Origin of the sequence: Streptomyces sp. NPDC020996, from assembly GCF_040641355.1 — a bacterium.
GTDB lineage: Bacteria > Actinomycetota > Actinomycetes > Streptomycetales > Streptomycetaceae > Streptomyces.
In genome coordinates this window covers 14,747-28,048 of the sequence record NZ_JBFADM010000025.1, presented here as the reverse complement: position 1 = coordinate 28,048, position 13,302 = coordinate 14,747, and the positions used below count along the sequence as shown (strand labels likewise).

Sequence of the window (13,302 nt, the reverse complement as noted above, 5' to 3'; positions counted from 1 at the left end):
ACCGAAAGCCTTGCCGACAACTGCACGCCATTGATGGGTAGTTGCTAGGGTTGGGTCATGCGGATAGGCGTGAATGTTCCCAACTTCGGTCCGGGTGCCAACCCGGACAATCTGGCCCGCTGGGCCAAAACGTCGGAGGGTCTCGGTTTTGACCTGCTGATGCTCTCCGACCATGTGGCGATCACATCGGATGTCGCCAAGCAATATCCCGCTCCGTTTTACGAACCGGTCACAACACTTGCCTGGCTGGCCGGAATCACAACCAGGATAAAGCTGGGCACGACGGTTCTCATCGCGCCCTACCGGCACCCCCTGCTGGTCGCTCGCATGGCGGCCAACCTGCAGCAACTCAGCGGCGGCCGACTGATCCTCGGCGTCGGGGTCGGGTGGGCCCGAGAAGAGTTCGAGGCGCTGGACGTCCCGTTCCAACGGCGTGGTGCGCTGACCGACGAACTCCTGCGGACCCTGCGCGCCGCATGGGACGACGACTCCGACTACGGCAGCGGACAGATTCCGATCTGGGTCGGTGGAAACAGTGACGCCGCAATACGGCGGGCCGTACGTTTCGGTTCTCCTTGGCATCCGCTGCGTTTCACGATGTCCTGGTTCAGGGACGCCGCGGACCGGCTGAAGAGTATTTCGGCCGAGCTCGACCAGCCGGTGCCGCAGTTGGCGCCGCGCATCTGTCTCCGGATCACGGAAAAACCGGTCGACGACCCGGATCGCCGGGCCGGCGAGGGCACCATCGAGCAGATTCTCGAGGACATCGAGGAGTTGCGCCTGGCCGGTGCCGAAACAGTGCTGCTCGATCCCTACCACGGAGACCCGAACGAGACCCTGCGGCCCGAGACGGCATGGCAGGCACTGGCGACCGTGGCCGCCCACCGGCCATAGCCGACACCCCCACAGAGACGGAGTAACAGTGGCCCTCAACGACCACGCCCTTCCCGAGAGCGGCACCGACCGTGCCGCCGCCGACCGCCCCGCCGCTGTCAGCGCGGCCGAACTGCCCTATCTGCGCCGCTGCATCGAGCTGGCGGCCGAGGCGGTCGAGGCCGGCGACTGGCCGTTCGGATCCGTGCTCGTCGATGCGGACGGCAAGATCCTCGCCGAGGACCGCAACCGCGAGTCCACCACGGGCGATCCGACCCGGCACCCCGAGTTCGAACTCGCCCGCTGGGCCGCGACCCACCTGAGCCCCGAGGAACGGGCCTCGGCGACCGTGTACACCTCGGGTGAGCACTGCCCGATGTGCGCGGCCGCACACGGGTGGGCCGGACTGGGCCGCATCGTGTACGCGAGCTCGTCCCAGCAGGCTCGGGACTGGAAGGCCGAGTGGGGCGTGCCCGTCACCTCGCCCTTGAGCCCGCTGACCGTCCAGGACATCGTCCCCGGTATCGAGGTGGCGGGTCCGGTCCCGGAACTCGCCGAGCAGGTACGTGAGTTGCAGTGGCGCTTCCGGACCAGGAACAGCGCGAACGACTGACGGCGGGCACGAACACCGGGGCCTGGCAGCGGAATCGCTGCCAGGCCCCCATCGTTGCCGCAGGTGTGCGGGTCAGACCATGAACTGGTCGTACTTCGCCATGTGCTCCTGCAGTTCCTCCAGGCTGGGGTTGCGCCCGTTGGCCGTCAGACGCCCCAGACCGCGGAAGTAGTCCTCGCGGTTGTAGATCGGGTAGAACATGATCAGCAGCGTGGCGTCCACGTTGCCCCGGTTGGTGAAGCCGTGCGGCTCGCCCTTGGGAACGTAGGCGAACGCGCCGGGCTCACCCACCACCTTGCGGTCGCCGATGGTGAACTCGATCTCGCCCTTCACCACATAGAACATCTCGGTGGACTGCTTGTGGATGTGCGGGCTGGCACCGCTCGCCTCCGGAGCCATGTGGTGCTCGAAGAAGCCGAACTCGCCGTTGGAGTCCGCCGTGGTGAGCTTGAAGTACGTCCTCTTGGTGTCCCGGATGTTGACGAACTCGCCTTCGCCGGACGGAACATACAGCGGAACGGACATTTCTCTCCTTAAATGGTGATCAACTGTGCCGGCTCGACAACGGGGCCGGCCTGCATGGGTGGTTACGTGGCCTCGGCCAGGCCCGGATCCGGTTGGGCCTTGCTGTCCGCCTGCGCCTGTGCCCATCGGCCGATGACCGGCGCGGCGAGGCCGCAGGCGGCGAACAGCGCGGCCAGCACGACCCATCCCGTGGTGCCGGACGTGACGACCACGCTGACCAGGACCGGTGCCGCTATCTGCTGGACGGCCACGCCGAGCCAGAAGACCGAGAGGTAGACGCCCTCCTGGCCGGGTACCGCGAGCAGATAGGAGCCGCCCCAGCCGCCGGCGGACTGGAACAGCTCACCGCCGGTCAGCGCGACCATGGCCAGCAGCAGCACGCCGACGGCCAGGACGACCGGCAGCTTCGGCGCCGCGACAAGCAGCAGGCAGCAGACCGCGAGCGAGATACCGGCCCGTACCAGGGCCCGGGCCGCGCCGGCGATGGTGTCGGTCCCCCGGCTGGCCCGCACCTGCAGGGCGACCGCGAGCACGGTGTTCACCGCCACCAGGGGGGAGATCAGCGCTGAGGAGACGTCGGTGTGTCCGACGATCCACAGCGGGACGCCGATGCTCAGGAGGGTCATGTGCATGGTGAGCACGGCGTTGATCCCGGTGAACGACAGGAACGACCCGTCCCGCAGCACACTGACCGAGAAACGCCGGCGCAGGCTCTTCGCCGGCGCGCTGAGCACCGGCAGCCGGGAGGCCAGGCTCGCGAGCCCGGCGAAGGAAGCCGCGTTGACCAGCAGGATCGCGGTGTACCCCGCCCGCGTGTCGATCAGCAGCCCGATGCCGCCCAGCAGGGCGCCGACGGTGAAGCCGACGTTGCGCAGTGACCGGAGGATCGCGACGACCCTGACCCGGTCGTCGGTAGCCGTGACCTGCCCGACCAGCGCCTGCTCCATCGGTGCGGCCGCCTTGTCGACCAGGCCGAGCAGGCACACCACGGTCAGGAACTGCCACAGGTTCTGGACGAGCGGATAGACCACGAAGCATGCGCAGCGCCACAGGCTCACCCCGACCAGCACCTTCTTCGGGCCGATCCGGTCGGCCAGTATGCCGATCGGGATCGCCGTGCCCAGGGCGATGGCCGCGGACAAGGACAGGCCGAAACCGAGCTTGCCCTCCGACAGGTGGACCGACCTGGTGATGAACGGCACGGACACGGCCAGGAAGGCACCGGTGCCCACCGCGTCGATCATCGCCATCACGGCCAGCCGTAAGCCGACCGGCCCTCCGGGCATGGAGCCGCGCCATCCGCGGACGCGTTGCCACAGAACAGACATGTGTTTCCTCAATCGGTAGCGATGCGGATGGCGGCGTCCGCGTCCAGGACGCGCTGACGGGTGGTGTCCGCATCCGGTCCGGTCGCGATCACGTGCCCGGCACGGTCCCAGGAGGACGCCCACGGCCTGACCTCCTGGCCGGCCTCGACGTCCACCTCCGCGACCTGGACGCCGGGCAGTTCCCGTGCCGTGTCCACGCCGGCGACCTCCGTCACGGTGCCCGGCTCGGCGGCCAGGAACCGGATCGCCGAGGTCTGCCGCGCGGAACGGGGCAGCGTGACCGTACGGCCGGCGAGCAGGTCGATGAGGGTCAGCCTGATCCGTGTGCCGTAAGCCAGGTCGATGAGATCGATCAGGTAGTCACCGGGGCAGCGGCCGGCGCATTCGACCAGCGTCGGGCCCGACTCGGTCAGGATCCACTCGGCGTGCAGGATGCCCGTCCGGAAGCCGGTCGCGGCGACCAGCGCCCGCATGGCCGTCTCGAACGCTGTCTGCGTGTCGTGGTCGAGCGGAGCAGGCAGCAGATGGCCGATTTCGACGGGATACGGTCCGGGAATGACGGTCTTGGCCGTGATGTTCTCGAAGATGATCTCGCCCTGCTGCACCAGCGCCTCGACGCTGTACTCGGGACCTCGCAGGCGTTCCTCGGCGAGGAAGCGCCATGCCAGCTGCCGGTCGGGCACCTGCTCGTACTCGGCGGCGGACGAGGTCCGCTCCCATGCCTGTGCCGCGGTGGTGGCGTCCACCGAGTCCAGCAGCTGCACGCCCACACTCGCCTGCCGGTTCGCCGGCTTGACCACCACCGGACCGTCACCGGCGAACTCGAGGATGTCCGCGGGCCCGTGCACCTCGCGCCAGCGCGGATTGCGGACACCGCCGGCACCGGAGACCTCGCGCAGTCGGACCTTGTCCCGCAGGGCCTGCGCGGCCGTCTCGGTCGCTCCCGGCAGCCCGAGCTTCTCGGCCAGTGCGGCAGTCGCCGGCACCGCGTACTCCAGACCCGGGACGACGGCGGCCACCGGGCGCACGGCTGTCAGTTCGGCCGCCAGGTCGAGGGCCTCGGCCGACTGCTGGTAGCTCGCCGGAACGATCCGGTCCAGGCAGTCGAAGCGTGCCGCCGCGTCCTGCAGCTGCCGCTTGCGGATGATGTCGGGTTCCTCGATCACCACGACAGATCCGCTGGGGACGCTCCCGTCGATCGCGCGCAGATAGGCCGCGTTGTAGCCGACGAACACCACCTGTGCGTCGGCGGCGGGGGCGGTCATGGCGACCTCCTGGTTGTAGATGTGGACCAGTGCATGGTCACTGCCTTTCTTCGGGGTGGGGGGACTCGTGACCGACCGTGCTCATGCGGGCGTCCCGAGTGCCCCGGTGCGACCGTCCGCTCGTACGGGCACGTCGTCGATGACGACCTCGATGCCGGCGAGCACCTCCGCGCAGCGGGCCCGGGCCTCCTCGGGAGAGGCGCCGGAGACGATCACGTGCCCGTGCCTGCTCTTGGAGTCGCGGACCGCGGGCACGATGTCGCCCGGCCGCAGCCGGAGGCTCAGTTCGTCGACGTGTCCGAGTCGAGCGGCTGTCTCCACGCCGTGGATGGCGTCGACGCGGCCGGGCGGGAAGGTGAAGAACCGCACGATCGCGGTCGCCGTCGGCTCGGCGGGCTCGGCCGGCCTGCCCGCGAGGGCGGCGAAGATCGCCTGTTCGATGTCGAGTCCGGTGGCGAGCTCGACGAGCCGCGGTATGCGGTCACCGCCGAGCCGGGCCTGCGATTCGACGATGCGCGGGCCGTGCTGTGTCCAGATCACCTCGGTGTGCGCGGGGCCGAACCGGTACCCGCATGCCGTGAGGAACTGTGTGGTGAGTTCCTCGACGGCCTGCCGGCGGTCCCGGGGCAGCGGCGCCGGATGGACGTGCCCCGTCTCCACGAACAGCGGCGGGGGTCCCAGCAGCTTCTCGGTGATGCCGATGACCTGGTGCCGGCCGTCCTTGCTCAGCGTCTCCACGCTGTATTCGGGACCTCGCAGGTATTCCTCGACCAGGAACGGGCCGTCGTAGCCGTACTGGTCGACGAGCGCGGTCCAGGCCGCCCGGTCCTGCGCCTCCTGCCACAGGAACACCCCTCGGCTGCCGGCGAGCGCGGCCGGTTTGACCACGGCCGGGTAGCCGATCCGCTCGACCGCGTCCGGCACCTCCTGCCGCGTCGGTGCGGCCTCGAAGGACACCGGGGACAGCCCGCGCCGGGCGAGCAGGTCACGCATCGCGTGCTTGTCGGCGAGGAAGCGGATCGCCGCGGCCGGGTTGAGCTCGGCGTGCAGGTCCTCGGCAACCTCGTAGGCCGTGACCATCGTCTCCTCCCTGCCGATGTGGTAGATCACCGTGGCGCGGTGCTCCTGGGCGGTCTCGCGAAGGGTGCGGCGCAGCAGCTCCGGGTCCCGGAAGTCGACCGTCACGAACAGGTCCGCCAGCGCGCGCACGTCGTCGAGGTACTCCGGCGACTCCAGCCGGGGGTCCCAGATCGCACCGACCCAGAACCCCTCGGCCTGTGCCATCCGCACGAACTGGCGGTACGGCATCACCATCAGCAGACGGGGCCGGTCATCGGTGGGTCCGGGCGCCGTCACCGGGCACCGCCGTCGTCGGCAACCCCTGCCGGTACCTGCTCGGCCTCGCGGCCGAGCAGGCTCAGGTACCGCTCGCCGGTGTCGGGCAGCAGGGTCACGATGCGTCGTCCCCGGTACTCCGGACGGGCCGCCAGGACACCGGAGGCGTGAACGACGGCGCCGGCCGAGACACCGACCATCAGGCCGGTGCGCAGCGCGAGCCGCCGGGTGGTGTTCAGGGCGTCCGCGTCGGAGACCGCGATCACCTCGTCGATGAGGCCCCGTTCCGTGGTGGGCGCGATGAAGCCGCCGTTGAAGCCGGGGATGGTGTGCGTGCCGGGCTCGCCGCCGGACAGCAGCGGCGAGCCCGCCGGTTCCACCGCCACGATCCGGACCGCGGGATGGCTCTCGCGCAGGTACCGCCCCGCCCCGCTGAGCGTGCCGCCGGTGCCCACTCCGCAGACGAACACGTCGATCTGTCCGTCGGCGTCGTTCCAGATCTCCGGGCCGGTCGTCTCGTAGTGCGCGCGTGTGTTGTCCGGGTTGTCGTGCTGGCAGCAGAACCACGACCCGGGGGTCTGCCGGTGGAGTTCCTCGGCCTTGTCGACCGCGGCCTGGTAACCGCCCGTGTGCGGGGTTCGCACCACCTCGGCGCCGAGCGACCGGAGCATGGCCACCCGCTCCTGGGTGGCGTTGTCCGGCAGCACGATGACGCAGCGGTAGCCGCGGGCCGCCGCCAGCGCGGCCAGCGAGATGCCGGTGTTGCCCGAGGTGGCCTCGATCACGGTGCCGTCGCCCGGGGTGAGCAGCCCCCGCTCCTCGGCGCCGCGCAGCATCGACAGCGCGGCCCGGTCCTTGCTGCTGGACCAGGGATTGAACAGCTCCAGTTTCGCCAGCACCTCGGCATCGCCCGGGGCACCGTCCACCACGCGGTGAACCGGCAGCCGCAGCAGCGGCGTACCGCCGATCAGGTCGACCAGGGAGTCGGCGACCGGGCGGCGGCTGACCGGCTCGGTCCGGATGCTGATCTCCTGCGCGGCGGCCTCCGCGGTGCGCGCCGCGAGCTCGGCGGTCTCGGCCACCACCAGCACATGACCGGCGCGGTCACCGTTGCGGCGCAACTCCCGCACCACGGAACCCGGTTTGGGCTTGACGACGACCTCCTCGACGCCGGGCAGTGCGGCAGCCCGCTCCCGGCCGCTGACCGACACGACGCGGCCGGGGCGCGCGGTCAGGTAGCGGATGGCGGCGCCGCCGACCGGCCGCTCGGGCAGCACCTGGGCCGGCAGCGGCTGCCCGAGGTACTGGCGGGCCACCAGCTCCAGGGACTGGATGCCGAGAGCGCGGTCGACGAGGTAGGTGATCTTGCCGCCGGCGGGCCTCGGGTTGATCTCGATCAGCTTGGGCCCCGAGTCGGTCACCTTGATCTCGACATGGGCCATGCCCAGGTCGAACCCGACCGCACGGAGCGCTTCCACGGCCAGGTCGCCGCAGGCACGCACCACCGGCTCGGGCAGACTGGACGGGAAGGTGTGGGCCAGCTCGACGAAGTAGCCCTGACCGGTGACCGACTTGTCGGTCACCCCGAACACCTCGTACCGGTCGCCGTCGGCCAGCACTTCCACACTGACCTCGGGACCGCTCAGGTACTCCTCGACCATCAGCTCGTGGTAGCGGGCCTGGCCGCGGGTGTTCTCCACCCGGGAGCGGATCAGCGCGACATGCTCGGCGGCCTGCGCCGGCGTCTCCACCAGCCGGACGTCGGCGCTGCTGGTCTCGTCGGCCGGCTTCACCACGCAGGGCAGGCCGATCTCCGCCGCGGCGGTCTCGGCCTCGGCGGGGGTCTGCACGGTACGGAACGCCGGTATCGCGACGCCGAGTTCGGCGCACCGTCGGCGCATCAACGCCTTGTTGCGTGCCGTCGCGACGCCGTCGACGCTGACCGTGGGGAGTCCGAGGTGGACCGCCACCTGGGCCGCCACGACCACGTCGTACTCCGCCAGGGTCAGGAACGCGTCGAAGGGATGCTCGGCCCCGGCCGCGTGCACGTGCGGCAGGAGCTCCTCGAGGATGTTCGTCTCGCAGTGGACGATCTCGTCGACGTAGTTGTCGAAGTAGGCCGGCCCGCCCGGCACTTCCAGGTACCGGTCCAGGTCACGGGTGAAGAAGGTGACGCGGGAGTCGAGTCCCTTGATGATCTGCAGGCCTTCGAAGCCGGATCCGGAGAGGTTGCTCTCCACGACACCGACGTGAATCATCTGTGCCTCCGTTGGCATGCCGACCCGTGGTCGGCTGAAACGACGAACAGCGAACGATGAACGGGGAACGGAACCGGGCGGGCCGTCACCAGCACCCGGAGGTGGCCAGCGCGCGCAGCAACTGATCCGCCTCCTCGCGATCCGCGGCCGACAGCCGCGGCACGACCTCGGCCGCGGGGGCCATCACCCGGGCGCCCGGGGGCACATCGCCCAGTACGAGCGAACCGGCGCCGATCAACGCGTCGTCGCCGACGGTGACCGGACCGAGAACGATCGCGTTGGTGCCGAGCACCACCCGGTTGCCGACGACCGGATGCCGGCGGGCACCGGGCTCGCGGCGCCCGTCCCGCCACCAGCCGACCGCGCCCAGCGTGACCTGATGGAAGATCGTGACATCGTCGCCGACCTCGGCCGTCTCCCCGATGACCACGGCGGCCCCGTGATCGATGAACACGCGCCGACCCAGCGTCGCTCCCGGATGGATCTCGATGCCGCCGGTCACCGCGCGGGCCAGGTAGGCCAGGATCCGGGCGAGCTGACGGTGCCCACGCGTGTACAAGGCATGTGCCACCCGGTGGGTCCACAGCGCGGGCAGTGCGGGATGCAGCAGCGCCTCCGCGCGGGTGCGGACCGACGGGTCCCGCGCGACGATCACGGAGAGGTCTTCCGCCGCCCTGGTGATCACTCTGCGCATGCGATCCTCCGCAATTTCATGGCCTGGATTTCCGGTGGCACCGTCGAATTCGATGGAAGGCTTCAGTAGTTCGGGGCTTTGACCAGGTTTCCGGTGCCTTTGACGATCTCCGGTATGTACACCCGCTCGGTCCAGGCCTCCTGGGCCACCGGTTCGAGGGCGATCGACACGGCGCCTTCGTCTACCGAGAACGCGGTCCGGACCGCGCTGGTGATCGCGTCGACGAGGACTGAGATCTGGTCGGCTTCGAGGTCGTTCGGGAAATGCTTGATGCTGACGTGGGGCACTCCGATGGCCTTTCTGGGGAGTCGTGCGGCCTGAATGGCGGTGACGAGTTCGGCTATTCCGTTCGTGCGCAGCAGTTCGTAGTGATCAGCGCTGAGTTGGCTGACCCTGAGGGGCGCGCGCGAAACCGCGTGGGTGGAGTCGATGAAGGAATCCTGGTCGCCCTTGGCCCGGAACACGGTGATCGGTGCCGTGACGCTGCGCTCGGCCAGTTCGTGAGGGGCGTACTCGAAGAGGAAGGTCTGCCGCACCACGCCGACGATCCTGCGCACCAGTTCACGTTCCAGGTGCTCGAACCGGCCGCAGACGAACGCGATGAAGGATTCTTCGTCGCGGGTCGCGTCCAGGCACGCGTCGACTGCCGACTTCTCGAGGTTTCCGGCGAACACCGAATAGAGAATCGAGACGAAGGTGCTGTCGGTGAAGCTGACCGCGGCCCCGGTGGGCGTCTCGTCGCGGATCTCCACGGGCGGCTTGCCCGGGGCGATCAGGATCACCTCGTCGACCCGCTCGCCCGCTCGCTCCAGCTGATAGGCCGCCTCGAACGCGACCCGGGCCCCGAAGGAGTAACCCCACAGGGTGTACGGGCCGGCCGGCTGGACCTGCCGGATGAGTTCGATGTCCTTGGCGACCATCTCGTCGAACGTCGGGTACGCGATCTCGCCCGCGTTGATACCGGAGGCCTGGACACCGAGGAACGGCCGGTCCAGCTCCAGCCTGCCGGCCAGCAGCCGCAGGCTCATCGGGTAGCCGCCCAGCCCGGGCCAGCAGAAGACCGGCCGGCCGCCGTCGCCGGCTCGCAGCCGCACCAGCCTGGGCAGCTCGGTCGCCGGCTCACGGTCGACGCGCCTGGCCAGCTCGGCGATGGTCGGCGCGTCGAACAGCACCTGGAGCGGCAGGGAACTGCCGAGTTCCCGGTTGATCCGGCCCACCAGGTTGACCGCCGTCAGCGAGTGGCCCCCGGCGGCGAAGAAGTTGTCCCGGATGGAGACCCGCTCCTGCCTGAGCACCTTGCCCCACAGCGCGGCGATGGCCTCCTCGGTGGGCGTACGCGGGGGGACGACCGGCGCATCGGTGTCGTCCACGGCGGCCTTGTCCAGCTCGCGCAGGGCCTGGTGGTCGATCTTGCCGTTCGGGGTGAGCGGGAAGGAGTCCAGCACGGTGACCCGGTTGGGCACCATGTACGGAGGAAGGGATTCGGCGAGGTTGTCCTTGATGATCTCGGCCGGCCCGCGCATGTGGACGGAGTCCTCCTTCATGCCTTCGCTGAGCCGCTGCTCGGCGTTGATGCGGCCGCCGACGGCGAAGTAGGAGGCCGCGTCCGGGCCGATGCCGGCGATGTCCGCGATGCGCCGGGCGGACGGCAGGGGGTTGCCGGTCTCCGAGCTGTAGCCGGAGGACATCAGCCCGAGGTCGAGGCCGTTCATCTGGAGGCGCTGCAGTTCCCGGCCGAGGTCGACGTAGCGCTGCCAGGGTTCGGACGCGTGGCCGATCATGCTGATCCCGAAGCTCGCGCGGTCGTAGACCTCCTGGTTGATGGCGATCACGTCCCGCCTGCGGATCAGGCGGTCGGACACGCGCACCAGCTCGGCGCCGTCATACCGGTACTGGCCGCGGTCCAGATCGGCGATCCGGTCGGGATGGGCCTGCACGTACAGTTCCACCGGGCTGCCGACGGCCGGGGCAGCGGCCGTCTCCACCTCGTACGTGGCCAGGTAGTAGTCCTCGTCCGGGCAGCGCAGGACGTCTTTGACTTCGGGCGCTCCCGGGCGGGCGTTGATCCGCAGCCCGTACTCGGGGAGGACCTGGTCGAACAGGCCGACCATGTGGCCGGCTTCGAATTGCAGGACTTCCTGGATGTTGTTGCGATAGACAGGCTCGATGGCCGACCGGCGCCCGATGAAGTGGACGCGCAGTCTCGGCGCGCCGACCGGAGCGGGGCTGATCAGCACGAGCTGGTGGCCGATCGGGTGGTAGTAGTAGTAGCCCGGTTCGAGGCCCGCGATGCCGGACAGCTCCAGGTACAACTGCGTGGCGTACAACGAGCCGGGGGAGGCGTACCCGTATTTGGGCAGCAGCCGTTCACCGCTGGTGAACTGTCCGAAATGGCGCAACAAGGTGCCGAGTTCGGACAGTGTCAGGGTGTCCGGGTCCCGGGGCGTGGCCGGTTGCTCAGCCGGGCGGGCGAGCAGGTCCAAGATGTCGGCCCGGGTGACCGCGCCCCCTTCGTAGAAGCGGTACGTCTTGCGGGCGAACACCGTGCGCCGCTGCCGGGTCGTCGCCGAACGCCCAGGCAACTCGACGACTGGCGCTCCGTCTTCCTCACGGACACCCAGGTTCGCGAGCTGTGCCTTGAGCTGAAGCCTGCTCTGCTTCGACTGGTGGTGGGCGCCGTGGTTGCCCTGGTCCATCAACGCGGCCCGCTGGGGGTCGAGCTCGATGAAGGCGATGAGGTTGGCGCCGATTCTGGCGTCCTCCCGGACCAGGACGGCGGCCCGCTTCACCCAGTCGTGCTTCTCGATGGACACCTTGATCTCGTCCAGCTCGACCCGGAAGCCGCGCAGCTTGACCTGGCTGTCGGTACGGCCGAGGAATTGCACGGTGCCGTCGTCGTTCCACCGGGCCAGGTCGCCGGTACGGTACAGGCGGGCGGATTCGGGGCCGGTGGAGAACGGGTTGGGTATGAATCGTTCCGCCGTCAGCTCAGGGTTGTTCAGGTACCCGCGGGCGAGTTGCGGTCCCGCGATGTGGAGTTCACCCGATTCACCGTGCGCCACAGGCCGACGGGCGGCGTCGAGGATGTGGAAGCTCATGCCCCGGACCGGCCGGCCGATGGAGATGTGGTCGGGACTGTGCTGGACGGTGCCGCGGTCCACGGTGTGGGCCGACGCGTTGATGGTGCACTCGCTCGGACCGTACAGGTTGACCAGTTCCGTGTCCGGCAACGCGTCGAGCAGCTCGATCGCCAGGCTCCTGGTGAGCGCCTCACCGCCGCTGAAGACGTGGGTGAGGGAGGTGCAGTCGGACAGCCGCCCGGTGTCGACGAGCGCCTGCAGCAGCGTCGGCACGCCCTGAAGGGTGGTCACCCTGTTCGCCACGATCAGGTCTATGAGCCCGCCGGGGTCGGCGTAGAGGCCCGGTTCGCTCATCACCACGCTGCTGCCGCAGGCCGGTGCGAGGATCTCCCACTGGGCCGCGTCGAAACTCAGCGGCGTCTTCTGCAGCACCGTCCTGCGCTCGTCCAGCCCCTGTTCGTCGGCCAGCCAGCGCATCTGGTTGACGATGCTGTGATGTTCGATGCCGATGCCCTTGGGGTTGCCGGTGCTCCCCGAGGTGTAGATGACGTATGCGAGGCTGTCGCCCTGCGCAGGCACGGGGGCGGACGGTGTGCCGGTCCCGGTGTCCGGCTCGGCTTCCGGGCGGGCTTGGGCCTGGGCGACGGTGACGATCTTCGTCCCCCGTGGTGTCATCGCGGCCAGCCGGGAAGCTAAGAACTCGTTCGTCAGGATGACCTTGGTCTGTGAGTCCGCGACCATGTAGCGCACCCGCTCGTCCGGGTACTCCGGCGACAGCGGCAGGTAGGCGGCGCCTGCGTGGAGGACGCCCCAGACACTCACCATGAGGTCGACGGACGGCTCCATGAAGATGCCGACTGGTTCGCCGGCCGCCGCACCGAGCTGCCGTAGGTGGTCAGCCATGTTCTCGCTGCGCTCACTGAGCTGCTGAAAGGTCAGCCGCTCCGTGCCGCAGGAGACGGCAGTCCGGTCGGGCTGGGCGAGGGTGGCCGCGCGCAGCATGTCTGACAGGGACAATTCCTCGGACCCCGCTAGTTTCGCCATCATCCTTCGAACCTGGAATTCGTCATTTGAGTCGACGCGCGTAACCCGCCTGGGAATTCAGGCATGAGAGAAGCGCGATCGGTGATGGGCTTCGGTTTGGACGGAAGCAGTCGGAAAACATACGACGTTCACGTGAACGGTCGCTGGAAACAACCCGCCGGCACCGCCGTGCCAGGCCGGCGCTCAGGGCATGTGCCTACATCGCCCACAGGGGATCTGCGTTCGCTCAAGGGGTCGTTCGGACATGCCTTTTACGCCTCCCCCAACCAATCCGTGGCCCGTGACGA

9 protein-coding genes and 1 pseudogene are annotated in these 13,302 nt (G+C 69.3%); 2 read left to right on the top strand and 8 right to left on the bottom strand.

Translation table 11 applies throughout. The annotated features are described in order from the left end of the window. Positions 1–57 precede the first annotated feature (57 nt). On the top strand, positions 58–894 hold the full coding sequence (locus AB0G63_RS18830; protein WP_360751247.1) for an LLM class flavin-dependent oxidoreductase: 837 nt from the start codon (positions 58–60) through the stop codon (positions 892–894). Between the two features lie 112 nt (positions 895–1,006). Beyond that, positions 1,007–1,486, top strand: a complete 480-nt coding sequence (locus AB0G63_RS18825) for a nucleoside deaminase (RefSeq protein ID WP_360751404.1) — start codon at positions 1,007–1,009, stop codon at positions 1,484–1,486. Positions 1,487–1,558: 72 nt separating this feature from the next. On the opposite strand, the gene AB0G63_RS18820 is transcribed toward AB0G63_RS18825, so the two are convergent. From AB0G63_RS18820 to AB0G63_RS18785, 8 genes and pseudogenes are all read right to left on the bottom strand, one after another. Beyond that, entirely contained in the window at positions 1,559–2,011 is a 453-nt protein-coding gene (locus AB0G63_RS18820) for a cupin domain-containing protein (protein WP_360751245.1), read from the bottom strand. Between the two features lie 62 nt (positions 2,012–2,073). After that, entirely contained in the window at positions 2,074–3,339 is a 1,266-nt protein-coding gene (locus AB0G63_RS18815) for an MFS transporter (RefSeq protein WP_360751242.1), read from the bottom strand. Between the two features lie 8 nt (positions 3,340–3,347). Continuing rightward, positions 3,348–4,604: an ATP-grasp domain-containing protein gene (locus AB0G63_RS18810; RefSeq protein WP_360751239.1), complete on the bottom strand. Its 1,257-nt coding sequence runs from the start codon at positions 4,602–4,604 to the stop codon at positions 3,348–3,350. An 81-nt stretch (positions 4,605–4,685) separates the two neighbouring features. Next, complete coding sequence (locus tag AB0G63_RS18805; RefSeq protein ID WP_360751237.1) at positions 4,686–5,912, bottom strand: ATP-grasp domain-containing protein; 1,227 nt, start codon at positions 5,910–5,912, stop codon at positions 4,686–4,688. A 44-nt stretch (positions 5,913–5,956) separates the two neighbouring features. After that, a complete protein-coding gene (locus AB0G63_RS18800; RefSeq protein ID WP_360751401.1) occupies positions 5,957–6,967 on the bottom strand; it encodes a cysteine synthase family protein in 1,011 nt (336 codons plus the stop codon). After that, positions 6,962–7,840: pseudogene (locus AB0G63_RS18795) on the bottom strand (ATP-grasp domain-containing protein); the annotation flags it as partial. The pseudogene AB0G63_RS18795 and the gene AB0G63_RS18800, both read right to left, overlap by 6 nt. Positions 7,841–8,282: 442 nt before the next feature. Continuing rightward, the gene (gene epsC, locus AB0G63_RS18790) at positions 8,283–8,891 is read right to left on the bottom strand and encodes a serine O-acetyltransferase EpsC (RefSeq protein ID WP_360751234.1); all 609 of its coding nucleotides are present in this window, start codon (positions 8,889–8,891) and stop codon (positions 8,283–8,285) included. A gap of 62 nt (positions 8,892–8,953) precedes the next feature. Beyond that, complete coding sequence (locus tag AB0G63_RS18785; protein WP_360751232.1) at positions 8,954–12,988, bottom strand: amino acid adenylation domain-containing protein; 4,035 nt, start codon at positions 12,986–12,988, stop codon at positions 8,954–8,956. Positions 12,989–13,302 lie beyond the last annotated feature (314 nt).

Excerpts from the sequence above, each read along its gene's own strand:
- AB0G63_RS18830 (WP_360751247.1), top strand. The coding sequence starts at position 58 with ATGCGGATAGGCGTGAATGTTCCCAACTTCGGTCCGGGTGCCAACCCG.
- AB0G63_RS18820 (WP_360751245.1), bottom strand. The coding sequence starts at position 2,011 with ATGTCCGTTCCGCTGTATGTTCCGTCCGGCGAAGGCGAGTTCGTCAAC.
- AB0G63_RS18815 (WP_360751242.1), bottom strand. The coding sequence starts at position 3,339 with ATGTCTGTTCTGTGGCAACGCGTCCGCGGATGGCGCGGCTCCATGCCC.
- AB0G63_RS18810 (WP_360751239.1), bottom strand. The coding sequence starts at position 4,604 with ATGACCGCCCCCGCCGCCGACGCACAGGTGGTGTTCGTCGGCTACAAC.
- AB0G63_RS18805 (WP_360751237.1), bottom strand. The coding sequence starts at position 5,912 with ATGCCGTACCGCCAGTTCGTGCGGATGGCACAGGCCGAGGGGTTCTGG.
- epsC (WP_360751234.1), bottom strand. The coding sequence starts at position 8,891 with ATGCGCAGAGTGATCACCAGGGCGGCGGAAGACCTCTCCGTGATCGTC.